The following is a 24,074-nucleotide window of genomic DNA, read 5'->3' as shown; positions in this document are numbered from 1 at the left end:
GGATGTCACGAGAAGGAGCCCGCCATGTCCCGCATCGTTGTAGAACGCAGTTTTGCCACGCCGCAGTCCGATGAAGACATGAAGATCGTCGCCGACCGCGAGCGGCCTTGCCTGGCGCTGTACAACGTCGCGTGGCGGCGCAGCCTGATCTCCGCGGACCGCATGCGCATGGTGTGCGAGTACGAAGCGCCCGATGCCGAGACGGTCCGCAAGATCCAGCGTGAAGCAGCGGCGAGCTTTGACCGCGTGTGGGTGGGCGATGTCGTGGAATGACGCGACCGTGCCGCGCGCTAGCGCCGCAGGCTCAGCACGATCACGCCGGCCGCGACCAGGCCGATGCCGAGCCATTCACGCGGCGCCGGCCGTTCGCCAAGGAACAGCACGGCGAACAGTGCCACCAGCACCAGGCTGAACTTGTCGACAGGGGCCACCTTGGACGCATCGCCGATCTTGAGCGCGCGGAAGTAGCACACCCATGAGGCGCCCGTGGCCAGCCCAGACAACGTGAGGAAGACCCAGTTTCTGGCCGAGAAGGCCGATGGGTCCATCCACTTGCCGGTGCCCACCACGAACGCAGCGAGCACGACGAAGATGATCACCACGCGGACCAGCGTGGCCATGTCTGAATCGATGCCGGCAAGGCCGACCTTGGCAAAGATCGCGGTCAGGGCCGCGAAAATCGCGGAAAGCACGGCCCAGGCGAACCAGCTGGAAGCTGCAGGCATCATCGTGAACGCTCCGGAGCGTCCGGGCCGCATGGCCCGGCAAAGCCTGCAGTATATCGGCGAGCGCGACCGCTATCGTCAGGCGTGCGCGGCGCGCGCGTCCGGCGCGGCTGCCCCTTGCTGCTGCAGACCAGCGACACGCTGCTTCGAACGCTCCGGATTGATCAGCGCGGCGCCACCGAGCCCGCCAACGATCATCAACGCGCCGCAGACGGCGAAGCCGGTCTCGTAACCATGCGCCCCAGTGGCGCTCTGCACCAGATAGCCCGTCACCAGCGGCGCCAGGATGCCGGCGATCGATGAAATCGAAGCGTCGATCGACAGCAGCGCGCCGCGCTGCGCCGGCGGGCACACTTCAGCCAGCATGGCCGGCCCGAGCGAGTAGATCGACGGTGCGAGCGCGCAGCTTGCCGCGAGCAGCGCCACGCGCTGCCAGTTGTCCAGCCCCGGCGCCACCAGCGCCGCCAGGCAAGCCCCGGCGCCCACGAGCATCATCGCAGCCAGGCGGCCCCGGGCAATGCGCGACGGCGTGCCCCGGCGCAGCATGCGCTGTGACCACCACGCCACCGCCATCGTGACCGGCATATTGACGGCGATGATGACCGCAAACAGCCGGCCCGACGTGGCATGGTCGAAACCAAGCCCGCGCTGCAGGTAGGCCGCGAACCACGTCAGCGACAGCGCCAGGCTCCAGTACGCCACAAAGCGCAGCAGGAAGCAGCCCAATACCGTGGCATCGCCCAGCAGCGCCCGATACGGAACGCGCTGTTGCGGGGTTGCCTGCGTCGAAGGCTGCTCGACATTGCCCTCGCCACCGAAGAGCAGCCACAGCACCGCCCAGGCCGCGCCGAGCGCGGCCAGCACGTAGAAGTTCGCGCGCCAGCCCCAGTGCGCGGTGATGGATGGAATCGTGATACCGGCGAGGATCAGGCCCGTGGCACCGCCCTGCGTAAAGAACGCCACGGGCAGCGTGCGGCGATCATCGGGGAACCACTTGTAGGCCGCATGGATGGCAATGGCGGTCGACGGCCCCTCGGCAATGCCCAGCAGCACGCGCGCCGCGATCAGCACGGCCAGGCTCGACGACCATGCCAGCGGAATCTGAAACAGGGACCATGCCACGGCCATCAGCAACAGCAGCAACGTGCAGGACACACGGTTGGCAATAAAGCCACCGGCCACGCCGGCCACCGCGAACAGCCAGAAGAAGCTGCTGCCGACCAGCCCGAATTGCGCCGGCGTGAGGCCGAGTTCATCCATCATCGGGCCGGCAAGCAGCCCCACGCTGATCTTGTCGAGGAAGTTCACCACCACGAACAGGAATAGCAGCACGGTGACCACCCATGCACGGCCCCGCTGATACGTTGCACTCATTCGTCCTTGTCTCCGTTTTCTTGTTTGTAGAGCCGGCCCGGGGCTTGCGCAAATTGATTGTGGGCGACGCGCGGGGGCGACACCGCTTGGCCGGGCCGTCTCGGAAAAATTCTGGACAGGGTCGGGTGAGGGTTACTCGTCGTATCCGACGATTTGCCGGGCATGTCGGGGAATGCCTTATGGCTCGCCGAGCGAATTTGCGAGCGGGGGACTGGTGGTTTGGGTTTTGCTGCGCGAATTGTTGTGGATTTTTATTGGGGCGGAGTTGTTGTGGTTTGGCGGGCGTCGCTGGGGCGATAGTGTGGTCGGCGGGGGTTTTGGGGTTGGGGTTGGGGGTGTCGCTCTTTGCTGGCGTGGCTGTTTCGCCGGCGTAGCCGGCGAGTCACTTTTTGTCCGAGCGACAAAAAGTAACCAAAAAGCGCGTCGTTGCCGCTGGCCATCAATTCCGCGGCGGCAGTGGCTCAAACGGCTTTGGACGCCTGCGATGGTGGTCGGCCGTTCCAACCTGCTACGCCATGTGAGTCAGAACCTGTGCCTCGCGCGGCACGGCTTTTGGACGATCCCCAAGACGGACTCGGGTACAGCGTTTCAATAGCGGCAGTGGTGGGACGCCTTCGGCTGCGCTGCGCGCGCGTCGTAATCGGAGCGAACAGCAGGCATGCCAAGAGCGGCTAGCCCCCGAACGAGGTTACGCCGGCGTACAGCAGCGCATACCAAGCACAGCACCTCGCAGTGCTGCGAGGATCCGTTTTGCTCACCTGTGCGGCCTGGTGGCGGCCACCAGGCCGCCGCGCGGGCACTCAGCCCACGGCGTGCATTGGCGACATGGAGTACACCAGCACCAGCACCGCGACGATGGCCGGGGAGCCCAGCCTGATCGCCGTGCTGCGCGTCAGCACGCCAAGATAGACATACAAGCACACCAGCACCATCGCAGTCAGGTACACGAGGCCGTCATAGACTTGCATGGATGTCTCCCGTGGGGTCTTGCCCCGGATGTTTTTATAGGTCTACATCGTGCTGCCGCCAGGCCGCTTTGTTGGGGGGACGCCCTGGCGCAATGCGTTTGCTGTCTGTTGTGAATCATGGTCGCCACTTCGCGGGTAGGTGGCAATCATGGAAATCCCTGCGAAACCAGGTGAAAAGGGACTAAAAATTTGATGCGCTGCGCAAAATCACAGCAGTGACTTGCCCTGCGAAAGTATCTTTTCGCACACCTGTTCAGTCGCTTTGGCCTTGAGGCCGCTACCGCTCAGATCCAGCGTCTTGCCATGGCCATCCTGCAGGATGCCTTGCGCGCCGCTGGTGTAGCCATTGTCCGTCGATGCCTTGGATGGCCCGCCAAGCTTGTCCATCAGCTTGTCCTTGACGGAACCCGCGCCGCCAGCGCCGAGGTAATTGTTCTTGATGCAGAAATCGAGCAGGCCCGTGACATTGCCCATGCTGCCCGATGACAGCGACTGCAGCGAAAGACCGCTGCCCAGTCCTCCGAGCGCGCCGGTTGCACTGTCCGCGCCGCCACCCAACGGATTCTTCAATACGTCGCCCAGCTGGGCCCACGAGAACGGGGCCATGCCCATCAGCACGGCCGATGCCAGTACCATGGCCGCCACGCGACGATGCCGCCCCAGCGTTGTCTTGCATGCCTTCATCGTGCCTTCCCTCCGGCCATGTGCCCTGCAGGTCAGCTTCTACTATAGTGCGCGCGGCAGCGCCGCGACCCCGCGCGCACTTCTGGCAAGAATGATCAGTCTGCGGGCAGCATCTGCGGGTTCCAGGCGACTTCCCAGAGATGGCCGTCCGGATCGGCGAAATACCCGGCGTAGCCGCCCCAGAACGTCGCCTGCGCGGGCTTGACGATGGTGGCGCCCGCCGCCGCGGCCTGCTGCATGACCGCATCGGCCTCCGCCTGGCTGCCGACGTTGTGGGCCAGAGACGCCCCGGCCGCAGCGCGAACGGACACCGGCAATCCGGTGTCATGCGCAAGGCTCGCACGCGGCCAGATGGCAAGCTTGAGGCCCGGCTGCAGGTCGAAGAACGCCACGGCGCCATGCTCGAATTGCTCGCCGACGATGCCCTGCGTCGGCAGGCCCAGTCCGTCGCGATAGAAGCGCAGCGACCGTTCCAGGTCATCGACGCCCAGCGTGATCAGCGTGACACGTGGTTTCATGGGCCCTCCTCCTCTTGGGGAGTGAAAAGGTGCAGCGCGAATTCAGCGCTGACCGAAGTTCGCACCGGAAAACAGGTCCTTCAACTCGCGCGGCTGCGAACGCCAGTACTGTTTCGGCGCCGCCACGCTAGCCCCGAGCTTCGCTGCGGCATGCCACGGCCAGCGCGGATCGTAGAGCATCGCGCGCGCCAGCGAGACGGCGTCGGCCTCGTTGCCCGTGATGATGGCCTCGGCCTGCTCCGGTTCGGTGATCAGGCCCACGGCGATAGTGGGCAGGCCCACCTCTGCCTTCACGCGCTGCGCATACGGAACCTGGTAGCCCGGACCGAGCTTGATCGCCTGTGCCGGCGAAACCCCGCCCGTGGTGACATGGATCGCCGCGCAGCCTCGCGCCTTGACCGCCTGCGACAGCGCCACCGTGCCCTCGATATCCCAGCCTCCCGGCACCCAGTCCGTGGCCGAGATGCGCATCCATACCGGCCGGTCCGCGGGCACGGCCGCGCGCACCGCGTCGAAGACCTCGATCGGGAAACGCATGCGGTTTTCTAGGCTGCCACCGTACTCGTCGTCGCGATGATTGGCCAGCGGCGACAGGAACTGGTGCAGCAAGTAGCCGTGTGCCGCGTGAATCTCGATACCCTGGATGCCGAGCCTGACCGCTCGTACCGCCGCCGCCACGAAGTCGTCGCGCACCTTGTCCATGCCGGCGCGGTCGAGCGCGGTGGGACGCGCCTCGCCTTCGGCATGGGGCACCGCCGAGGGTGCAACCGCCTGCCAGCCGCCCGGCGCATCGGGTCGCACCTGCTGGCCGCCCTCCCATGGCACCTGGCTCGACGCCTTGCGCCCGGCATGTCCAAGCTGAATCGCCACGGCGATCGGCGCGTGTGCGCGGATTGCCTTGAGCACGTGCCCGAGCGCGGCTTCGTTCTCGTCCGAATAGAGGCCGAGGTCCCCTGCCGTGATGCGCCCTTCCGGGGAAACCGCCGTCGCTTCCAGGATCAGCATGCCCGCGCCGGACAGCGCCAGCGAGCCGAGGTGGATCATGTGCCAGTCGACCGCATTGCCATCCTGCGCCGAGTACTGGCACATGGGCGCAATGATGATGCGGTTGGACAGCGTGAGATTGCCGATGTCTAGAGGATCAAACAGGTGGCTCATGCGAATACCTTGTCTTGCAAATCAGGGGACCAGAGTCGGCGCACCGAGGGGACCGTATGCGACGGGTGAACCGCTCGATTCTAGGCCGATGCGGAATTTGCCGCTTGCCGCCGTGCGCCGCCGAAGTCGAGCGCCAGGGCGACCACCATTGCCGCTGCGCCGCAAGCGAAGATCAGCGCGTAGCGCTGGCCCGAATGCGCAAACAGCCAGGAGTAGCCGTAGCCGGACAAGGCCTGCAGCAGCGCGAATGCGCTGGTCGCATGACTCCAGGAAGCCCGTTGCGCAGCAGGGTCATGCGGAATCAATTCCTGGATACGGCCAAGCGCCAGCGGCGCGATGCCTGGCGTGAATACGCCGAGCATGACCGTCGCGACGCCGACGACAAGCGCATGTCCAGACACCGCAAGCAGCGCTACCGCCAAGCCTTGTAGCAGCATGGCGCCGCGATACGCCAGGCGAAAGCCGATGCGATCCGCAATGAGCCCGCACAGCGGCGGCCCGGCGATGGCAGCGACGCCGTAGAGCACCCAGTAGCCGGCACCAATACTGCTGCCCCGGCCGAGTCCGCGCGCGATGTAGTCGACCAGCAGCAGCATCACAGGCACCAGGCCCAGCGCGTTGAGGGCGTACTGCGCGTAGAGCCGACGCATGCCTGCAGGGATTGCGGTCGATCGCGAGGCATTCGCTGGCTGATGCGCTGGCGTATCGGCCGCAGGCCAGCCGAACCAGCTCAGCAGCGTGAGCGCCAGCGACACCAGGCCCAGGCCGATCCAGGTTTCGCGCAAGCCGAGTTGCAGCAACCACGGCACCAGCGTGCCCGAAGCCGCAATGCCAAGTCCAAGCCCGAGAAAGATCATGCCGCTGACAAACCCGCGCCGCGGTGCCGGGATATGCGGCAGGATCGACGTGGCCACGAGCACCATGATGGCGCCTCCGGCGAGGCCCGCGGTAAAGCGCCACGCGAAGTACCAGATCACCGACAACGGCCATGCACACGCGATGAATGCAACGCTCGCGGCCAGCATCAGTGTGCGCAACGCGGTACGGTTCGACACCGCTGAGGCGTACGGCCGCCCGAGCATCGCTCCGGCGAGGTAGCCCGCAAAATTGGCCGCGCCGAGTGTCACGGCTTGTGCTGCGGTGAACCAGTGCGCCTGGATCAGCGTTGGAATCAGCGGCGTGTAGGCAAAGCGTGCCAGCCCGATGGCAACGAGGCTGGCGCAAAGACCCGCCAGCGCGGCATAGATGGCGGCGCCGTCGAGTGGTACCTGGGGGACCGTGCCGGGTCTGGCGGTGAGCGGTTGTGACATGGTGGACTCCGGGAAACGACACGCATGGGTGTCGGCAAAACGCGGACGTAAAGGCGCCCCCTCCGCAAGCCGGGGGCGTGCGGAAACGGAAGCAGCGAACGGATCGGGACGATGCAGCCGGTGCTGCGGGGATCAGCCGGTGCCAGCTGTGGCAGGGGCAAGCGGTAACGGCGGCAGGCCCAGTGATGCGAGCGCAGGCCGTACGACGCTTTCGAGCAGTTGCGGGTCGGGTGCCGTGCGCGCCAGTACGCGCACACCGAGAACCAGGGCCAGCAGTTGCGACGCGTTGTCTTCAACCGGCCCCGCAGCAGGGATTTCGCCGGAAGCTTGTGCGGCAACCAGGCTGTCGCGGAAGAAGTTGCGCATGCGCTCGAACTCTTCCGACACCTTTTGCCGCAGTTCCGGCTCCTGCGGCGTGACTTCCAGCGCCGTGTTCACGAGCAGGCAGCCACGGTGCTCAGGGTCCGCGAGCGAGCGTGCGATGCTTTCCGCAAAGAATGCACTGATGGCCGCCGCCGGCGAAGGCAGCTTGCTCAGGCGCGCAATCCTTTCGCGGAGGTTGTGGTCCAGGTAGAAATCCAGCGCCTGCAGGAACAGCGAGCGCTTGTCGCCGAACGCGTTGTAGAGGCTGGGCTGGGTCATGCCCATGGCGCTGGTGAGGTCGCGCGTGGACGTGGCCTCGTAGCCGCGCGCCCAGAAGGCGTCCTGGGCAGCGGTCAGCGCAGTCTGTTCGTCGAATTTACGGGGTCTGGCCATGGCGGATGCCGTTTTGTATCAATCGATATGAAACCGATTATAGATCGATCGATATAAAACGCAAGCCGCTCGGCTTCCCGCCGACCGTGCGGTCAGTGCTTCACTTCCGGCATCACCAGCCGCAGGCCGCTGGCAATGGCCGCAACGCCGGCAAAACCGGCGCCCAGCGCAAGGGCCAGACCGGGCCCATGGTCGCCAGCGAGGCCAAAGCTCAGCGCGACGAGCGCCGCGCCCGTGGCCTGGCCCAGCAGCCGCGCGGTGGCAATCACGCCGCTCGCACCGCCGCTACGCTCGCGCGGTGCACTGGCCATCAGCGCCTTCAGGTTGGGCGACTGGAAAAAGCCGAAGCCCGCACCGCAGATGCACATGCGGATGCCGATCTCCAGCGTACTCGGGTTGGCCGGCATCAGCGCCAGCGACGCCATGCCGACGCTCATCACAGCCAGCCCGACGCCACCGAGCAGGCCCGGCGGATAGCGATCGGACAGGCGCCCCGCGATCGGCGCCATCAGTGCGACCACAACGGACCATGGCGTCAGCAGGAAGCCCGTTTCCACCTGGCCGCGCCCGAGCACATGCTGGAAATAGAACGGCAGTGAAACGAAGGCGAGGCCTTGCGCGGCGAATGAGCAGATCGCGGTCAGCGTCGACAGCGCGAACATCGAGCGGCGGAACAGGTCCACGGGCAACATCGGCGCCGGGTGGCCGCGCTCGCGCCACAGCAGCAGGCCGAAGGCGACGACGAAGATCGCCGCGGCCGCCAGCGACTGCTCCAGCGGTGCGCGCTGCGCGCCCTCGCCGAGTGCGAAGATCAGCGCGGCGAATGCCACGACGTTCAGCAGCGCCGCCACGCGATCAAAGCCATGCTGGCTGCGCGGCGTCTGCGGCAGCGCGCCGCGCGCGATGCCGAGCGCGAGCAGTCCAATCGGCAAGTTCACGGCAAACAGCCATGGCCACGAGCCGAAGGACAGGATCACCGACGCCACGGTCGGTCCAAGCGCGAACGATACTCCCACCACCAACGCATTGAGCCCTACCCCGCGGCCGAGCCGCTGAATCGGAAAGATCGCGCTGATCAGCGCCGTATTGACGCTCATGATGGCGCTCGCGCCGATGCCCTGCAGCACCCGCGCCGCCGCGAGCGACGGCAGCGACCACGCCAGCGCGCAGACGACGGAAGCCGCGATGAACAGCGTTACCCCGCCGATATAGATGCGCCGGTGGCCAAGAATGCCGCCCAGCGCCGCGAACGGCAGCAAGGTCGCCACCATGGCGAGCTGGTAGGCATTGATCACCCACACCGACGCCGCCGGCGTGGCGCGCAGATCCGCGGCGATCGAAGGCAGCGCGGTGTTGGCGATCGCCGTGTCCAGCGTGGCCAGGGCCACGGCAATCATGATGGCGGCCATGCCCCGGCGCTCGCGCGCGGTCATGGCGTGGGCGGAAGCTGGCTGGGAAGCGGCTTGGATGGGGGCGGGACTGGACACGGCGCGAGACTCGTTGCGGCCGGTTCATCGCCCGGCACGGTTCAACCGAGACAATACGGCAAATCTCTTCAGCGCGCTGAAGACGGCTTCATATGTATGCACATTTGAAGCCGTCCGACCAACGTGACGCGTCAGGCTACGGACAGCCCGCCGTCCACGCTGATGCTCTGCCCGTTGATGAAGCGTCCGGCAGGCGAGGCCAGCAACACCGCGAGCCCAGCCACGTCGTTGGCCTCGCCGATGCGCCGCATCGGGATGCGCGAAGCCAGTTGCGCCTCGCGTGCGGGGTCGCCCCACAGCGCTTCACGCGAGAATTCCGTTCGGACGGGACCCGGATTGATGGCATTCACGTTCACGCCGTTCGCGCCAAGCTCCAGGGCAAGGCTGCGCACGGCCTGGTCGACCGCACCCTTGGTGATGCTGTACATGCCGAGGAAGGCCGAGCCACGCTTGGCCGCGATACTCGACATGAAGGTGATCGAGCCGTCGCCCCGCTCCACCATCTGCGGCGCCAGCGCGTTGACCAGCTGCAGGTTGCCGCGCACATTGCCCGCCATCGCCGCATCGAACACCTCGGGGCCCTGAGTCAGCAAAGAACCGACGGCGCCATCCGCCGCAGCGTTCAACACCAGGGCATCCACCCTGCCAAACGCGGCCAGCGCCTGTTCCGCAAACGCGTGCACGCTGGCCAGGTCGGCGATATCGCAGGCGATACCCACGGCGCGGATACCGTCGCTCTCCAGTTGCGCGGCGACCGTACGGGCGACGTCGCCATTGCGTCCGGAAACGATGACGCTGGCCCCGGCGCTGCCCAGCGCACGTGCCATTTCAAGGCCCATGCCCTTGGTCGAGCCGGTCACGGCGGCCACGCGGCCGGAAAGGTCAAAAAGGTTCTGCATTACAGCGACTCCTGTCGGTTGGGGTGAAGTGCGAGGCCAAATGGATTGGAATGACCTCTTAAATTACGCTCAACATCTATTGAACAAATTATGACCATCATCTAAAATTCGTCAAGCACCAAATTTCGAAGGAGTCTTCACATGGCGCGCGCATCACGGGAACAAGCCGACAAGAACCGGGAAGCGATCGAACAGGCGTCGTCGCGCCTGTTCCGCGAACGCGGGCTCAATGGCGTCAGCGTGGCCGAACTGATGGCAGGCGCCGGGCTTACGCACGGGGGCTTCTACGGGCATTTCGCGTCCAAGGACGCGCTCGCGGCGCAGGCATGCAAACGCGCGTTCGAGGAAGCCACGGGACGTTGGGAACGCCGCCTTGGCCGCGCAGCGGGAGATCAGCAAGCCATGCTGGCGAACCTGGTCGAGCCCTACCTCACGCGGGCGCATTGCGACAACCCGGGCGAGGGATGCGCAGCCGCCTCGCTGGCCAGCGACGTGGCACGCGAGCCGGCCGACAAGCCGGTGCGGCTCGCTTACCTGGAAGGCTTCAAGGCACTGGTCGGAGACATGGAAGCGACCGTCGCCAGCGACAGCGCCGAGACGCGCCACAAAGAGGCGCTGATCCGCATGGCCATGCTGGTAGGCGCGGTCACGCTCGCCCGGGCCGTCGAAGGCGACACCATTTCCGACACCATCCTGAACGCCGTGCGCGAGCGGCTGCTCGGGCCGTCGTCCGGCTGATCGTTCGGTCGCTCCGTCAGCCGCTCCATCACGCATTGATTGATTGTCTTCCGCGCCCGATACCGGGACGCGGATGGCCCGACTCACCCGTCACGCTCGCAAGCGCCCCCTGAGAAAGAGACCCATGTTTGCCCAAGCGATTTCCAGCCGGCTCGACCGGCGCGGCATCCACTACGCGTGGATCGTCGCGACCATCACGTTCCTCGTCATGCTGACGACCTCGGCCGCGCTCGGCCTGCCCGGCGCCTTTCTCAAGCCGCTGTCCCTCGAAATGGGATGGAACACGGACCAGATCTCATCGATCCTGGCGTTCCGTTTCGCGCTGTTCGGGCTGATGGCCCCGTTCTCGGCGATCCTGATGGAGCGCTTCGGCGTGCGTAACGTGGTGTGCGCAGCGCTGGCGCTGATTGCCGGCGGCATGGCGCTGGCCACGGTCGCCACGGAACTGTGGCAGCTGTTCCTGGCGTGGGGCCTGATGCTCGGCATCGGTTCCGGCATGACGGCGCTGGTGCTCGCCGCCGTGGTCGCCAACCGCTGGTTCAGCGCACGCCGCGGGCTGGTGATCGGCCTGCTTACCGCGAGTTCGGCCACCGGCCAGCTTGCGTTCCTGCCGGCGGCGGCCTGGCTGATCGAACACATGGGCTGGCGCGTCGCGGTGCTGCCCGTGCTGGCCGCCTGCGCGGTGCTGGCCGTATTGGTATTCGGGTTCATGCGCAACCGTCCCGGCGACGTCGGCCTGGCCGCGTTCGGCGAAGTGCCCGCTGCCGTTCCGCTTACGCCGTCCGCGCCACCCGCCCCGCTCACGCTGCGCGGCCCGTTCGTCGTGCTGCGTGACGCCATGCGCAACCAGACGTTCTGGGTACTGGCCGGCACCTTCTTCATCTGCGGCTTGTCCACCAACGGGCTGATCCAGACCCACTTCATCTCGCTGTGCGGGGATTTCGGCATGGGCCCCGTGCTGGCCGCCTCGGCACTGGCGATGATGGGCGCCTTCGACTTCGTCGGCACCATCCTGTCCGGCTGGCTGTCGGACCGCTATGACAGCCGCAAGCTGCTGTTCTGGTACTACGGACTGCGCGGCCTGTCGCTGTTCTGGCTGCCGCACTCGACCTTCACGCTGTACGGCCTGTCGATCTTCGCCATGTTCTACGGCCTCGACTGGATTGCCACGGTGCCGCCCACCGTCAAGCTCGCGGGCACCGCGTTCGGCCGCGACCGCGCGCCGATGGTATTCGGCTGGATCTTTGCTGCCCACCAGGTTGGCGCCGCCACAGCGGCCTTCGGTGCAGGCCTGAGCCGTACGTTGCTGCTGACCTATACGCCGGCGCTGTATGCCGCCGGCGCGGCCTGCCTGGTAGCGGCACTGCTGGCGCTGGCGGTCAGGCGCAATGTCCTGCCCGGCAACGCCACGCCGGCGCAGGCTGCAAAGGCCTGAGCCAGCGGCATCATCAGTTGCCCGTCGAAAACGCCAGGAACGTGTAAAGGCTCGGCGGGCGCTGGTCGCGCGACACCACACGGATTCTCAACGCCGAAGCGGTGACCGGACTGGCCAGCGAGACATAATGGCTCGCGCCGATGCCCGAGCCGCTGGCCACCGCCTGCCACTGGCCATTCACCTGCGCCTCCAGCGCGTAGCTGCCGGTACGGTAGTCCGACTCTGTCGGGTCGAGGTATTCAGCGAGCTGCACCAGACGGATCGTCGCAGGCGCCGCAAATACCTGCGTAAGCGTGGCAGTAGATGCTTCCGATGCCCACCGCGTTGCCGGATCGCCATCAGTCGCCATCTCCGGGCCATAGCCCGGATCGCGCGTCCACGACGAGGTCGCCGTCGTCGTCGCACCCTTCGAGACATTGACCGGCATGTGCACCGTGGCGGCAAGCTTCAGCACCAGCGGTTCGCGCGGCGCACGCGTGGCGCCAGACAGGTCGATTTCCGTCGTACCCGACGCCGTATCGCTGCGAACACCGAGCGGTGTGCCGTCGACCAGCGTCCGGGCACTGCGCACATCCGCCAGTGCCGCGGGCAGGCTCACACGGGATGCCGACGCATCGCGCACGAACAGGTACAGGTCGGTCTTGCCATCGGGTCCGGTGCGCGTGGTCGAGTCAATGCCGGGCACGCCGACCCGCGTTCCATAGATCGCCTCGGCGTTACGGCGCAACCATGCGCCCACGGCGCCGAATTCCGTGGACAACGCATCCTGCCAGCTGCCATCCGCGCGCGGCCCGACATTGAGCACGAAATTCTTGCCGGCCGATGCACTGGCGATCAGTTGCCCGAAGATCCATTCGCGCGGCTGGATGCCCCCGCCCTCGACATAGCCCCAGGTACCGGCCGGACTGCTGCCGGTCTGGCTGGTATCGACAGTCTCGCCGGCCCTGGAAGCATCGCCCGCGGCGCTGCCGCGCTCGCCGATCGTGAAGTCGTCGTCCTCGGCCTCCTTGCTCAGGCCGATGCCGTGGTTGTTGCCGATCAGCGTGGCCGGCTGCGCCTGGCGGATCGTCGCGTAGATGTCGGGCAGTTGCCAACGCGACTTGTCGTCCTGCGCCCAGTAGCCATCGAACCAGATACCCGCGATCTCCCCGTACTGCGTCAGCAGTTCGCGCAGCTGCGTCTTCATGAAGGTGCGGTATCGGTCCCAGTTGCCCTGCTGGTTCTCATAGACGCGCAGGTGCGGCTGTTGCGGCGGCGAACTGGCGACGGGGTAGTCCGGGTGCGTCCAGTCCAGCAGCGAGTAGTACAGCACGAGCCTGATGCCCTGCTGCTCGCATTCCTTCGCGAACTCCCGCACCACATCGACATGGGCGCCGCGTTGCGTGGCATTGAAGCCGGCTGAGTACGTGTCTGCCTTCGTGTCCCACAGGCTGAAGCCATCGTGGTGCCGTGTCACCAGCACGATGTACTTCATGCCGGTGTCACGGGCCAGCGCGACCAGTCGCCGGATCGCGTCCGGTGACGGCGCAAAGCGGTCGGCGTTCGCCTTGTAGCGGTCAAGGCCGCCCTGCTGCCCGTCGTTGAACTCCGGCAGCGTGCTCAACGCCCACTCACCCTTGCCGACAGGACTGTACAGGCCCCAATGAATGAACATGCCGAACCTGGCGTCCTTGTACCAGGCGAGCGTGTCTTCACGTGTGGCAATACGCTTCGGGCCAGCCTCTACGGGTCCGCCCGGCTCGACCGGCGTCGGCGCCGCGACCGGGACGGCCGGCGCCGGCGGGGTCCCGGAGTCCGAATCTCCTCCGCATCCAGTCAGCAAGGCCGCGCCGGCGAACAGTAGCGCGCGGACTCTCCAGTGCCGCTGATGTGTCCTCATGGTTGTCTCCTCCAGGATAAAGGCTGCACCCTCGGGGATAGGTGCCGCTGCAGGTGCAGTCAGAACGAGTGGGCGATGCCGGTATAGGCGCCAAGCTGGCTGCGGCCCGGTGCCGGGTTGTTGTTGCTGGCCTCGACCGAGAAGTTCGCGGTCGCGCTGTTCTGTACCGTGCCAACGCTCGCATACAGCAGCGTGCGTTTGGACAGGTTGTAGTTCGCCCCCAGCATGTAAAGGTTGGCGTTACCGCCGCCGCTGTTCACCATCACGCGGTAGAACGCACCGATCAGCGTCAGCGCAGGTGTGAGCTGGTAGTTCGCGCCGAGCCAGTAGTGGTTGGCCCGGGTCGGCGCGCCTGCGGGACTGTCTGGCGCCGAGAGATTCTCGTAGGCGGCAAACAGCTTCAGGTCGGCGATCGTGAACGTACCGCCCAGCGTCAGCTCCTTCGATGCGGTGAACAGGTCGCTGTAGTTGCCATTGCCGTCGCGCGCCACGTCGTAGACCGCGCGCACTTCGAACTTCGGCGCGGTGTAGGTCAGCGAAATCGCGTCTTTGCGCAGCTTGCTGGCGGAGTCCGGCCGCTCGCCTAGGCTGGTCAGCGCCAGCGCGCTGAACCCGCCAAGGTTCGGCGTCTCGTAGGCCACCATATTGTCGTGCCCCTGCCAGTTGCGCCCGCGCACGAGCGTGGCGGAGCCGATGAACTGCTGGCCCGTCGGGTCAAGTGCCCACACCGCGTCGGCAACGGGCAGGTTCTTGCCGAGCGTCAGCTTGCCCCAGCCGCTCTGCAGGCCAACGTAGGCACGGCGATTGAACAGCGCATCGCCGTTGGTCCGGCCCTTGGTGGCACCGAAACCGGACTCCAGCTGGAACAGCCCTTTGAGCCCGCCACCAAGATCCTCGGTGCCCTGCAGGCCGAACATGCTGGTCCCCCACTGGTTGTCCGCGCCGCGCCATAGCGTGCCGGAACCACCATCGGGCCTCTGCACGTTGGTCTGGACATCCACCCCTGCCACAACACGGCCATATAGCGTGACGTTGGTCTGGGCCGCCGCGTCCATGGCGGGCACGCCGCACAGCACGGCGGTGCACGCCAGTCTTCTTGTTATGTTCCTCACTGCTGTCTCCCCTGATGGGACTGCTGCTGTCAGATGTGGGGCGCCGCGGTGACGCGGCGCACTGCGTTGGTCGATACGGAGTCAATGCGTCATCAAGTCCTCCTTCCCGCAACCGCGGGCATTAGCGAAAGAAAGCAAAAACGCGGGCGAAAAATAGGACGAGCGATCCCCTCCGTCGTCGCGCAAGCGAAGACGGCTGGCATCGGAAGACAGTCCTTATTGGTCCTTCAGGTCAAAGATCCGGGTCATGGGCATCCACTTCTGGTCCGGTGGTGTCCATGGCGTACGCAGCTGGAAATTCCACATCAGGGCTTCCCATTCCTGCACGCGCGGGTTCGTGGCGGCCGCGCGCGCCATGCTGTCGGCGTCGTAGCGGGCGTCATCGGTCTCCATCACCATCACAAGCCGGTTGCCGAGCCGCCAGATCTCCATGCCGATGACGCCGTGGTCGCGCAGGTGTTCAGCGATCTCGGGCCAGATGCATTGGTGCAGCGCTTCGTAGCAAGCAATGAGCCCCGGGGCATCGCGCAGGTCGAGAGCCAGGCAATGGCGCATGTCGGCCTCACCGCAGCGCCCGGTCGAGATGGGTGTAGCCGCCGTCGACGAATACCCACTGGCCGGTGGTATGCGAGGCCTGCCGGGACAACAGGAAGACGGTGGTAGCGGCAATTTCGTCGGCGGTGGTCATGCGATGACCGAGCGGGATACGGGCCGTGATGGCCGCAAGCTTCTGTTCCGGCGCTTCGAAGCCGTCGATCCACGTACGGTACAGCGGCGTCATGACCTCGGCCGGAATGATGGCATTGACGCGCACGCCATCCGCTGCAAGCGCTGCGGCCCACTCGCGTGTCAGCGACAGTTGCGCGCCCTTGGCCGCGCAGTAGCCACTGGTATTGCCCTGCCCGGTCAGCGCAGTCTTGGATGAGATGTTGACGATGGCCCCACGGCTCTTGCGCAGGTATGGCACGCAAAGATGGGCCATCACGTAATAGTGGACCAGGTTATGGTCGAGCGAGCGCAGGAACGCCGCACGCCCGGCCTCCAGCCCGACACAGTCGTTGACGCCCGCATTGTTGACGAGACCGTCAATGCCGCCGAACGACGCCACGACTTCGCCAACCATGTCGCGGCACGCCGCCTCGTCGGAGAGCTCCAGCTCGAACAGGCGTGTACGCGGCTGCAACTGCAGAAGCTGCGCGCGAAGTTTTGGCGGCATCGGCGACCTTCCCGCTATCACCGGCACCGCGCCCTCGCACGCGAGCGCCGTCGAAATGGCCGCGCCGATGCCGCTGGCGCCACCGGTGACAATCACCACCTTGTCGTGCAGATGCAAATTCATCGAGATCCCCTTGATCAGCCGTCGGCGGACAAGCCATAGCAGCGTGCCGCCGTCGCGCCCCACAGATCGTGTCGTTCGCCGGCGTTCAGCCAGTCCTCTGCCCATTGCGACACCACGTCGTGCATGTCCGCATACGACGCCGCCAGCCGGCATACCGGCCAGTCGGAGCCAAACATGAGCCGCCGTGGCCCGAAGACGTCGAGTGCAACGTCAAGACATTCGTGCATGCACGCAATGTCGCGCGCGCGTGCACCGGAGCGCCAGTCAGCCTCGGTCACCAGCCCGGACACCTTGCACACGACATGCGGCAGGTAGCGGAACGGCTGCAGCGCGCGCCGCCAGTCCGCCATCGGCACACCGCCACCCGCGCGGGTGTGGATCGGCGGCTTGCCCAGGTGGTCGAGCACGAGCCAATGCGCGTCATGCCGGGCGCAAAACACGGAAGCCGCTTCGAGCTGATGATGGAACACGAGCACGTCATACACATAGCGCCTGGCCTGCAGCAGCGCCATGCCGCGAGCGAATGCCGGCGCGGCCAGAAAGCCGCTCGCGTCGGCCTCGTCCTGGACCTGGTGACGGAAGCCGCGCAGCTTCGGCGCGTCGGCCCAGTGATCGAGCCGCGCTGCCAGGTCATCGGCGCACAGGTCCTCCCAGCCGACCACGCCGGCTATCCACGCTCGCCGCGCCGCAAGATCGAGCAGGAAGCGCGTCTCCTCTGTCGAACCGCGCGCCTGCACCGCGATGCACGCATCGAAGCGCTCGGCCTGCAGGTGCGGCAGCAAGTCCTCGGGCATGTGGTCTTGCGCCAGCACGGCCATATCCGTGCCGATCCATGGGTAGCCGCCGGGGCAATAGCGCCAGAAGTGCTGATGCGCGTCGATACGCAACGACGGCATGGTTCAGCCCCGGAAGCGGTTCTGTTCGAGCGAGGCTGGCTTCATCGTGATCGAGAAGCCCGGCGCCTGCGGAGCCAGGTAGGCGCCGTTGCGCACCACGCACGGATCGACGAAATGCTCGTGCAAATGGTCGACATACTCGATCACCCGCCCTTCGCGAGTGCCGGAGATGCAGATGTAGTCGATCATCGACAAATGCTGCACGTATTCGCACAGTCCCACTCCACCCGCGTGTGGGCACACCGGCAAACCGCGCTTGGCTGCCATCAGCAACACCGCCAGGATCTCGTTGACGCCACCAAGCCGGCAGGCATCGATCTGCACCACGTCGATCGCTTCGCGGGTCATAAACTGCTTGAACAGCACGCGGTTCTGGCACATCTCGCCGGTCGCCACCTTCACCGGCGCCACCGCTTGGCGCACGGCGCGGTGTCCTTCCACGTCGTCCGGGCTGGTCGGCTCTTCGATGAACCACGGCCGCGCGAAGCCGAGTTCGCGTACCCAGTCGATGGCTTCACCGACCTCCCAGACCTGGTTCGCGTCGATCATCAGCTCGCGATCCGGTCCAAGCACTTCGCGCGCAATGGTGACGCGGCGGATGTCGTCGTCGAGGCTGCGCCCGACCTTGAGCTTGATATGGCGAAAGCCGCTGTCGACCGCCTCGCAGCACAGGCGCCTCAGCTTGTCGTCGTCGTAGCCAAGCCAGCCGGCAGACGTGGTGTAGCACGGGTAGCCCTCGTTTTCGAGCGTGCGGATGCGCTCAGCCTTGCCGGGTGCCATGCGGCGCAGCAGTGCCAGTGCTTCCTCTTCCGTGATCGCGTCGGTCAGATAGCGGAAGTCCACGGCACGCACGAGTTCCTCGGGCGACAAGTCGGCCACCAGGCGCCAGAGCGGCTTTCGCTCCGCCTTGGCCCACAGGTCCCACACCGCGTTGACGACCGCACCGGTCGCCAGATGGATGGCCCCCTTGTCCGGGCCGATCCAGCGCAACTGGCTGTCCGAGGTCACGTGGCGCCAGAAGCGGCCCATGTCTTCACGGATCCAGTCGAGGTCCAGCCCTTCCACGAGCGGGCGCAGCGCTTCGATGGCGACGCAGCAGATTTCGTTGCCACGGCCGATGGTGAAGGTAAGTCCGTGCCCTTCCAGCCCCGGCCGGTCGGTTTCCAGGATCACGTAGGCCGCGGAATAGTCCGGGTCGGCATTCATGGCGTCCGAGCCGTCCAAGTGCGCGGAAGTCGGGAAACGCACGTCAATGACGCGCATGGAGCGAATCAGGGTCATCGGTCTGCTCTTTGAATTACTCGAATAGCGCTGTCTGGCGCTGCGCAACGGGTGCCACGGCCGGTACCGTGCATTGGGTCTGCTCGCCGAGACCATCAATGCCGAGCCGGATCACCTGGCCGGCCTCCAGGAAAACCGGCGGCTTCTGCCCCAGACCGACACCGGGTGGCGTGCCGGTGGCAATCACATCGCCGGCTTGCAGGCTCATGAAGCGGCTCAGGTAGCTGACGATCTGCGCGACGCCAAACACCATGGTGGCCGTCGAACCATCCTGGTAGCGGTGCCCGTCCACCTCGAGCCACAAGCGCAGCGCCTGCGGGTCCGGCACCTCGTCGGCGGTCACCAGCCACGGCCCGATCGGGCCGAACGTGTCGCACCCCTTGCCCTTGTCCCAGCTCCCGCCGCGTTCAAGCTGATACTCGCGTTCGGACACATCGTTGATGACGCAGTATCCGGCGACGTGCGACAGCGCATCCGTTTCGGCGATATGGCTGCCGCCCTGCCCGATCACCACGCCGAGCTCGACTTCCCAGTCCGTCTTCACCGAGCCGTACGGAATCTCGATATCGTCGTCGGGACCGCTGATCGCGCTCGTCCACTTGCCGAATACGACAGGCTCGGCGGGGACTTCCATTCCGGATTCCGCCGCGTGGTCGGCATAGTTCAGGCCGATGCAGATGAACTTGCCGACACGGCCCACGCAGGGGCCCAGCCGCAAGTCCTGCTGGGGTACGCCGGCCACGATCGGCAGCGTCTCGATATCGAGCTCGCGCAGGCGCGCCAGCCCCAACGGACGCAATACCGCACCGGCGATGTCATCGACAACGCCGGACAGGTCGCGCACATTGCCGACAGCATCGAGCACTCCAGGCCTTTCCTGGCCAGCAGGGCCGTAACGCAGCAGTTTCATCGCTTGGTTCTCAGAGTTGAATTGAGTCGTCAGTACAGGCGCGCTCAGTTGGACCAGCCGCCGTCGATCACATTGACCGTGCCGGTCACGAATGCCGATTCGTCCGAGGCGAGATACACCGCCAGCGCGGCGATCTCCTGCGGTGTCCCCACGCGGCCCATCGGCTGCCGGGCCACGAATTCGGCGCGGACGTGGTCCGGATCGCGCTGTTGGCGGCGCGCCTGTTCGTCGATGCGCGCGGCCAGTGACGGCGACTCGACCGTGCCCGGGCAGATGGCGTTGCACCGGATGCCGCGCTTCACGAAGTCCGCCGCAATGGCCTTGGTCATGCCTATCACGGCTGCCTTGGTGGTCCCGTAGACGAAGCGGTTCTGCACGCCTTTCACGCTGGACGCGGCCGACGACATATTGATGACCGACCCGCCGCCCGCTTCGAGCATCTTCGGCAACAGCGCCTGCGTCAGCCGGTACATCGACGTCACGTTGAGCTGCCAGGCATGCGCCCACTCGGCCTCGCCGCAATCGAGGATGGTGCCGTCGTGCACGTAGCCGGCGCAGTTGAACAGCACGTCGAAGGCGGGCTCGTCGTTCGCCAGCGCTTGGATCGCCCCGACGTCGCACACGTCGAGCACCATGGTGCGGATACCGGCTTCGCCGGCCAGCGCCTCCAGCGCGCCTGGATTGATATCGGTAGCCAGCACCTGTGCGCCTTCGGCGGCAAAGCGCCTGGCACTGGCCAGCCCGATGCCCTGCGCAGCGGCCGTGACAAGAATGCGTTTCCCGTAAAGTCTCATGATGGCGTCGTGTTGGATCGGGGATGTCTGGGAGGAAGAGAGACTGCGCTGCCAGTGCGCGCTAACACTGGTTCTCGCCCGTAAGGCGTGCAACCATGAGCGCGCCGAGGATGATTGCGCCGTAGATCGCCTGAATCCAGAACGACGGCACCTGTGCCAGCGTCAGCAGGTTCTGCACGACGCCGAGCAACAACACGCCGCACAGCGCGCCGAGCATCGACCCCTTGCCGCCGTCCAGCGACACGCCGCCGATCACCGCTGCGGCAAACACCGTGAAGATCATCCCGTTGCCCTGGTTGGCATTGATTGCGCCCACATAACCCGTCACGATCAGCCCACCCACCGCAGCGAGGATGCCGGCGAGCACGAACACGCCGAGCGTGATGCGGTCAACATTGATGCCCGCAGCGCGCGCGGCCGGTGCGTTGCCGCCGATGGCATACAGCGCACGCCCAAGCCGGTGATAGCGCAGCATGAAGCCCGCCACGCCGAACGCAGCGCCCGCGAGCCATACCGACAATGGCACACCAAGCAGCGTGGTCGTGGCCAGCGAGAAGAAGGCCGGCGGCATGTCGAACAGCGTGCCGCCCTTGGTTGCGCCAACCAGCATGCCGCGCAGCACGATCAGCATGGCCAGCGTGACGATGAACGCGTTGAGCCGCAGCTTGACGACAAGGAAGCCATTGACCAGCCCGGTGATCGCCCCGACCGCCAGCACCACCAGCAACCCGGCCGCAACCGGCCATTCCGTGCCGAAGCCGGCCGACGCTGCCGGGATCACCAGCATCGCCCCGAGCGCGGGCGCAATGCCAACGATCGATTCGACGGACAGGTCAAACTTGCCGGTGATGATGATCAGCGATTCGGCAAGCACCACAAGCGCCAGCGCCGCCGAGGCACCGAGCACGCTGATCAGGTTTGCCTTGGTCAGGAAGCTGGGGCTGATAAAGGCGCCCAGCGCGACAAGGATCAGCAGGGCCGGCACCAGCGCGATCTCTCGCAGTTGCTCGGCTCGCAGGACACGCAAACGCGGCGGCACCGCCATCGTGATTGCCGGGCGCGGGGCGCCAGCCATTTCATGCGTCTTCATTCAGTTGACTCCTTCGATCGTGGCAATCAGTTCGTTCTCTTCCCAGCCCGCGGGAAACTCGGCACGCACGGCGCCGCGCTGCATGACCAGCACGCGGTCGCATGCGCGCAGGTCGTCCGGTTCGGTGCTGACGAGCAGCACGGCCTTGCCCTCGTCGCGGACGCGGTCGACCACGGACAGCAAGGCTTGCTTGGACTTGACATCGACCCCGGCCGTGGGATCGATCAGCACGAGCACATCGGGATCGTTCGCCAGTGCCCGCGCCATCACGACCTTTTGCTGGTTGCCGCCAGACAGGTTGCCAACCGCCTGCGTTTCGTCGCGCGCCACCACGCCGAGCGCCTCGATCATCCCGCGCGCCATGGCACGCTTGCGCGCCGGAGACAGGAAGCCGAATTTACCCAGGCGGTGCGGCACGGTCATGGTCGCGTTCTCGCCGATCGACTGTCCCAGCACCAGGCCCTCACGATGGCGCTCCCGGGGTACGCAGCCGACGCCACGTGCAAGCGCCCGTGCGACATCACCCGATGGCAGGCTCTCGCCATGAATGCGGATGCATCCGGCTGCAATACGCCCGAGTCCGGCCACCGCTTCGCCCACGCCGACATGGCCGCTGCCTGTCGTGCCGGTCAGGCCCACAACCTCGCCTCGGCGCACCTGCAAGGACACGTCGTGGTAGTCGGCGCCACCGAGCTGCTCGAGCTCAAGCACCACCGGTGCATCGCGCAGCGGCTTGCGCTCACGTGCGTCCATGGCGCGCAGGTTCTCGCGCTCGCCGGTCATCGCTTCGATCAGCCTGGCCTTCGGCATGGCAGCCACCGGCGCAGTGACGATATGCCGCGCATCGCGCAACACGGTCACCGACTGGCAGATGTCATAGATCTCCTGCAGATGGTGCGAGATAAAGAGGAACGTCACGCCGTCCTGCTGCAGGCCTCGGACGCGCCGGAACAGGCGTCTGATCTCGTCGCCGTCGAGCTGCGCGGTGGGCTCGTCAAGCACGATGAAGCGCGCACCGTATGACAGCGCCCGCGCGATCTCGACGAGCTGGCGCGCTTCCACCGACAGGTCGCCGGCGCGCGTGTTCTCGTGGACATCGACGTTCCAGGTATCGAGCTGCCAGCGCGCGAGCCGGCGCATGGTCCGCCAGTCGATCCGGCCGTGCCGCACGGGCTGGCGATTGATGTACAGGTTCTCCGCGACGGTCAGATCCGGGATGATCGTGGAATGCTGGTACACGCACGCCACGCGGCGGCGCCAGCCATCGCTGTCGGACAGCGGCGGTGCGGCCATGCCGCTGAAATGGATCGTGCCGGTATCGGGCTGGCGCAGGCCCGTCAGCATCGACACCAGTGTCGATTTGCCCGCGCCATTGCGGCCAACCAGCGCATGCGACTCGCCTGGCATGATGGTCAGGCTGACATCGTGCAGCGCGACGGTGGCGCCGAACCGCTTGGATATCCCGCGTGCTTCGAGCACCGGCGCCTCCGACTGCTTCGCGGCCTGCATCGCCGCGCTCATCGCTGGTTGGCCCAGAAGGCCTTGTCGTCGACGTTCTGCCTGGTGACGACCGGCGCGGGCAACTGATCCTCAAGCACGCCCGGCGCCACCTCTACGATGGTGCTGCCATGGTCGGTGGGGCCGGGCCGGAAGGTCTTCCCGGCCAGCGCGGCCTTGATGTAGTGCAGGCCGTACCTCGCATAGAGATCGGCGGGCTGGGATATGGTCGCGTCGATCTCACCCTTGCGGATCGCATCGAACTCCTGCGGAATGCCGTCATTGCTGATGACGACGACATGCTTCGGATCGCCGGCCGGATGAAGCATTCCCTTGCGCCGCAGCGTCTGCAAAGTCGGCGACAGGTAGACGCCACCGGCATGCATGTAGATGCCCTTCACATCGGGGTTGGCCGACAGCAGGCTATCGAGCGCCGCAGCCGCGGCGTCAGCCTTCCAGCTCGCCGGAATCTCCAGCACCTTGAGGTTGGGATAGCCCTTCATGCAGGCCCGGAACGCTTCGGCGCGGTCCCGGCCATTGATCGAGGCAAGGTCGCCCATGATCTGGACGACCTTGCCGGCCGCCACATGCTGGCCAAGGAACTGGCACGACTTGGTGCCATAGGCACGGTTGTCGGCGCGGACCACCATCGCGACCTTGCCTTTGGTCGGCGCCACGTCGACAGCCACCACCGGGACATTCTTCTTCTCGGCAAGGTCCAGCGCCCGGCTGATCGCGGCTGAATCCAGCGGCGCCACCACCAGCCCCGCCGCGCCGAGGTTGATCAGGTTCGAAACGTCAGTGATCTGCTGTGCGGGATCCTGGTTCGAATTGACCGGGGCAAGGATATCGACGCCCGTGTCCTTCGCCATCTTCGGGATGTAGCCGCTGTAGGCCTGCCAGAACGGCGAGGTGAGCATCGGCAGGTTGACGCCAACCTTGCCGGCGTCTGCCGCCTGGGCCCATCCGGCGCCGAGCACTGCACCCAGCGTGACTGCTGCTGCCACGGCTGAGGCCAGCGGGATTTTCCGAGCGCGAATCCATCCGGTCCCAGCGTAACTGCCACGAACTTCCATGTTGTTGCCTCCGTCGTGCGGGTGCGTGACGGCGCTTGGGGAAGCGCGCCCGTCACCCCATTGGTCAATTTACTTGTGAATACATTATTCATACATGAATTCATGAGCGTCAAGACGGATAAGGGCTGGGGTTTTCCCTGCGACACGT

Annotated in this window: 24 protein-coding genes; 3 read left to right on the top strand and 21 right to left on the bottom strand. The window is 66.1% G+C overall.

What is annotated here, in order from left to right:
- Positions 1-24 precede the first annotated feature (24 nt).
- On the top strand, positions 25-273 hold the full coding sequence (locus tag KHO41_RS25445; protein ID WP_211956029.1) for a nickel-binding protein: 249 nt from the start codon (positions 25-27) through the stop codon (positions 271-273).
- Positions 274-290: 17 nt separating this feature from the next.
- Here KHO41_RS25445 and KHO41_RS25440 read toward each other — a convergent pair whose 3' ends face one another.
- The 10 genes from KHO41_RS25440 to KHO41_RS25395 form a co-directional block, all read right to left on the bottom strand.
- The gene (locus KHO41_RS25440; RefSeq protein WP_376989704.1) at positions 291-728 is read right to left on the bottom strand and encodes an EamA family transporter; all 438 of its coding nucleotides are present in this window, start codon (positions 726-728) and stop codon (positions 291-293) included.
- A gap of 75 nt (positions 729-803) precedes the next feature.
- The gene (locus KHO41_RS25435; RefSeq protein WP_211956028.1) at positions 804-2,099 is read right to left on the bottom strand and encodes an MFS transporter; all 1,296 of its coding nucleotides are present in this window, start codon (positions 2,097-2,099) and stop codon (positions 804-806) included.
- An 800-nt stretch (positions 2,100-2,899) separates the two neighbouring features.
- The gene (locus KHO41_RS25430; protein WP_011300433.1) at positions 2,900-3,067 is read right to left on the bottom strand and encodes a hypothetical protein; all 168 of its coding nucleotides are present in this window, start codon (positions 3,065-3,067) and stop codon (positions 2,900-2,902) included.
- Between the two features lie 207 nt (positions 3,068-3,274).
- Positions 3,275-3,751: a DUF2501 domain-containing protein gene (locus tag KHO41_RS25425; RefSeq protein ID WP_211956027.1), complete on the bottom strand. Its 477-nt coding sequence runs from the start codon at positions 3,749-3,751 to the stop codon at positions 3,275-3,277.
- 95 nt (positions 3,752-3,846) lie between these two features.
- The gene (locus KHO41_RS25420; protein WP_211956026.1) at positions 3,847-4,269 is read right to left on the bottom strand and encodes a VOC family protein; all 423 of its coding nucleotides are present in this window, start codon (positions 4,267-4,269) and stop codon (positions 3,847-3,849) included.
- A gap of 42 nt (positions 4,270-4,311) precedes the next feature.
- A complete protein-coding gene (locus KHO41_RS25415; protein WP_211956025.1) occupies positions 4,312-5,427 on the bottom strand; it encodes an NADH:flavin oxidoreductase/NADH oxidase in 1,116 nt (371 codons plus the stop codon).
- An 80-nt stretch (positions 5,428-5,507) separates the two neighbouring features.
- Positions 5,508-6,737, bottom strand: a complete 1,230-nt coding sequence (locus KHO41_RS25410) for a YbfB/YjiJ family MFS transporter (protein ID WP_211956024.1) — start codon at positions 6,735-6,737, stop codon at positions 5,508-5,510.
- A 132-nt stretch (positions 6,738-6,869) separates the two neighbouring features.
- On the bottom strand, positions 6,870-7,493 hold the full coding sequence (locus KHO41_RS25405; RefSeq protein ID WP_211956023.1) for a TetR/AcrR family transcriptional regulator: 624 nt from the start codon (positions 7,491-7,493) through the stop codon (positions 6,870-6,872).
- Positions 7,494-7,585: 92 nt separating this feature from the next.
- Entirely contained in the window at positions 7,586-8,926 is a 1,341-nt protein-coding gene (locus KHO41_RS25400) for an MFS transporter (RefSeq protein ID WP_211956046.1), read from the bottom strand.
- Positions 8,927-9,111: 185 nt separating this feature from the next.
- Positions 9,112-9,879 carry an SDR family NAD(P)-dependent oxidoreductase gene (locus tag KHO41_RS25395; RefSeq protein ID WP_211956022.1) on the bottom strand — a complete coding sequence of 256 codons (768 nt, stop codon included), beginning with the start codon at positions 9,877-9,879 and terminating at the stop codon, positions 9,112-9,114.
- 141 nt (positions 9,880-10,020) lie between these two features.
- On the opposite strand from KHO41_RS25395, the gene KHO41_RS25390 reads away from it, so the two are divergent.
- Both KHO41_RS25390 and KHO41_RS25385 read left to right on the top strand, forming a co-directional pair.
- Entirely contained in the window at positions 10,021-10,617 is a 597-nt protein-coding gene (locus KHO41_RS25390) for a TetR/AcrR family transcriptional regulator (RefSeq protein ID WP_211956021.1), read from the top strand.
- A 124-nt stretch (positions 10,618-10,741) separates the two neighbouring features.
- Positions 10,742-12,052, top strand: coding sequence for an MFS transporter (locus KHO41_RS25385; protein ID WP_211956020.1), 1,311 nt, complete (start codon positions 10,742-10,744; stop codon positions 12,050-12,052).
- A gap of 13 nt (positions 12,053-12,065) precedes the next feature.
- On the opposite strand, the gene KHO41_RS25380 is transcribed toward KHO41_RS25385, so the two are convergent.
- The 11 genes from KHO41_RS25380 to KHO41_RS25330 form a co-directional block, all read right to left on the bottom strand.
- Positions 12,066-13,931 (bottom strand): alpha-L-fucosidase, encoded by a 1,866-nt coding sequence (locus tag KHO41_RS25380; protein ID WP_211956019.1) that lies wholly within the window; start codon positions 13,929-13,931, stop codon positions 12,066-12,068.
- A 59-nt stretch (positions 13,932-13,990) separates the two neighbouring features.
- Complete coding sequence (locus KHO41_RS25375; RefSeq protein ID WP_376989703.1) at positions 13,991-15,043, bottom strand: porin; 1,053 nt, start codon at positions 15,041-15,043, stop codon at positions 13,991-13,993.
- A gap of 216 nt (positions 15,044-15,259) precedes the next feature.
- Positions 15,260-15,598 (bottom strand): L-rhamnose mutarotase, encoded by a 339-nt coding sequence (locus tag KHO41_RS25370; RefSeq protein ID WP_211956018.1) that lies wholly within the window; start codon positions 15,596-15,598, stop codon positions 15,260-15,262.
- Positions 15,599-15,605: 7 nt separating this feature from the next.
- A complete protein-coding gene (locus KHO41_RS25365; protein ID WP_211956017.1) occupies positions 15,606-16,382 on the bottom strand; it encodes an SDR family oxidoreductase in 777 nt (258 codons plus the stop codon).
- A gap of 14 nt (positions 16,383-16,396) precedes the next feature.
- Complete coding sequence (locus KHO41_RS25360) at positions 16,397-17,278, bottom strand: L-fucono-1,5-lactonase (RefSeq protein WP_211956016.1); 882 nt, start codon at positions 17,276-17,278, stop codon at positions 16,397-16,399.
- A gap of 3 nt (positions 17,279-17,281) precedes the next feature.
- Positions 17,282-18,559, bottom strand: a complete 1,278-nt coding sequence (locus tag KHO41_RS25355) for an L-fuconate dehydratase (protein WP_211956015.1) — start codon at positions 18,557-18,559, stop codon at positions 17,282-17,284.
- 16 nt (positions 18,560-18,575) lie between these two features.
- On the bottom strand, positions 18,576-19,469 hold the full coding sequence (locus KHO41_RS25350; protein ID WP_211956014.1) for an ureidoglycolate lyase: 894 nt from the start codon (positions 19,467-19,469) through the stop codon (positions 18,576-18,578).
- Between the two features lie 44 nt (positions 19,470-19,513).
- Positions 19,514-20,263 (bottom strand): SDR family oxidoreductase, encoded by a 750-nt coding sequence (locus KHO41_RS25345; RefSeq protein WP_211956013.1) that lies wholly within the window; start codon positions 20,261-20,263, stop codon positions 19,514-19,516.
- Between the two features lie 61 nt (positions 20,264-20,324).
- Positions 20,325-21,308 (bottom strand): ABC transporter permease, encoded by a 984-nt coding sequence (locus KHO41_RS25340; RefSeq protein WP_244874022.1) that lies wholly within the window; start codon positions 21,306-21,308, stop codon positions 20,325-20,327.
- Between the two features lie 45 nt (positions 21,309-21,353).
- Positions 21,354-22,862 carry a sugar ABC transporter ATP-binding protein gene (locus KHO41_RS25335; RefSeq protein ID WP_244874021.1) on the bottom strand — a complete coding sequence of 503 codons (1,509 nt, stop codon included), beginning with the start codon at positions 22,860-22,862 and terminating at the stop codon, positions 21,354-21,356.
- Positions 22,863-22,870: 8 nt separating this feature from the next.
- Complete coding sequence (locus tag KHO41_RS25330) at positions 22,871-23,926, bottom strand: sugar ABC transporter substrate-binding protein (protein WP_211956010.1); 1,056 nt, start codon at positions 23,924-23,926, stop codon at positions 22,871-22,873.
- Positions 23,927-24,074: the final 148 nt, after the last annotated feature.

Source organism: Cupriavidus numazuensis (assembly GCF_905397435.1).
GTDB classification, from domain to species: Bacteria; Pseudomonadota; Gammaproteobacteria; order Burkholderiales; family Burkholderiaceae; genus Cupriavidus; species Cupriavidus numazuensis.
Note: the sequence above shows the minus strand (reverse complement) of the source record. Positions and strands in the feature narration are given on the sequence as shown.

Coding starts and splice junctions, on each gene's coding strand:
- KHO41_RS25435 (WP_211956028.1), bottom strand. CDS start 2,099: ATGAGTGCAACGTATCAGCGGGGCCGTGCATGGGTGGTCACCGTGCTG.
- KHO41_RS25400 (WP_211956046.1), bottom strand. CDS start 8,926: ATGACCGCGCGCGAGCGCCGGGGCATGGCCGCCATCATGATTGCCGTG.
- KHO41_RS25355 (WP_211956015.1), bottom strand. CDS start 18,559: ATGACCCTGATTCGCTCCATGCGCGTCATTGACGTGCGTTTCCCGACT.
- KHO41_RS25350 (WP_211956014.1), bottom strand. CDS start 19,469: ATGAAACTGCTGCGTTACGGCCCTGCTGGCCAGGAAAGGCCTGGAGTG.
- KHO41_RS25330 (WP_211956010.1), bottom strand. CDS start 23,926: ATGGAAGTTCGTGGCAGTTACGCTGGGACCGGATGGATTCGCGCTCGG.
- KHO41_RS25340 (WP_244874022.1), bottom strand. CDS start 21,308: ATGGCGGTGCCGCCGCGTTTGCGTGTCCTGCGAGCCGAGCAACTGCGA.
- KHO41_RS25345 (WP_211956013.1), bottom strand. CDS start 20,263: ATGAGACTTTACGGGAAACGCATTCTTGTCACGGCCGCTGCGCAGGGC.
- KHO41_RS25390 (WP_211956021.1), top strand. CDS start 10,021: ATGGCGCGCGCATCACGGGAACAAGCCGACAAGAACCGGGAAGCGATC.
- KHO41_RS25360 (WP_211956016.1), bottom strand. CDS start 17,278: ATGCCGTCGTTGCGTATCGACGCGCATCAGCACTTCTGGCGCTATTGC.
- KHO41_RS25415 (WP_211956025.1), bottom strand. CDS start 5,427: ATGAGCCACCTGTTTGATCCTCTAGACATCGGCAATCTCACGCTGTCC.
- KHO41_RS25335 (WP_244874021.1), bottom strand. CDS start 22,862: ATGCAGGCCGCGAAGCAGTCGGAGGCGCCGGTGCTCGAAGCACGCGGG.
- KHO41_RS25370 (WP_211956018.1), bottom strand. CDS start 15,598: ATGCGCCATTGCCTGGCTCTCGACCTGCGCGATGCCCCGGGGCTCATT.
- KHO41_RS25365 (WP_211956017.1), bottom strand. CDS start 16,382: ATGAATTTGCATCTGCACGACAAGGTGGTGATTGTCACCGGTGGCGCC.
- KHO41_RS25385 (WP_211956020.1), top strand. CDS start 10,742: ATGTTTGCCCAAGCGATTTCCAGCCGGCTCGACCGGCGCGGCATCCAC.
- KHO41_RS25445 (WP_211956029.1), top strand. CDS start 25: ATGTCCCGCATCGTTGTAGAACGCAGTTTTGCCACGCCGCAGTCCGAT.
- KHO41_RS25420 (WP_211956026.1), bottom strand. CDS start 4,269: ATGAAACCACGTGTCACGCTGATCACGCTGGGCGTCGATGACCTGGAA.
- KHO41_RS25380 (WP_211956019.1), bottom strand. CDS start 13,931: ATGAGGACACATCAGCGGCACTGGAGAGTCCGCGCGCTACTGTTCGCC.
- KHO41_RS25425 (WP_211956027.1), bottom strand. CDS start 3,751: ATGAAGGCATGCAAGACAACGCTGGGGCGGCATCGTCGCGTGGCGGCC.
- KHO41_RS25405 (WP_211956023.1), bottom strand. CDS start 7,493: ATGGCCAGACCCCGTAAATTCGACGAACAGACTGCGCTGACCGCTGCC.
- KHO41_RS25410 (WP_211956024.1), bottom strand. CDS start 6,737: ATGTCACAACCGCTCACCGCCAGACCCGGCACGGTCCCCCAGGTACCA.
- KHO41_RS25395 (WP_211956022.1), bottom strand. CDS start 9,879: ATGCAGAACCTTTTTGACCTTTCCGGCCGCGTGGCCGCCGTGACCGGC.
- KHO41_RS25430 (WP_011300433.1), bottom strand. CDS start 3,067: ATGCAAGTCTATGACGGCCTCGTGTACCTGACTGCGATGGTGCTGGTG.
- KHO41_RS25440 (WP_376989704.1), bottom strand. CDS start 728: ATGATGCCTGCAGCTTCCAGCTGGTTCGCCTGGGCCGTGCTTTCCGCG.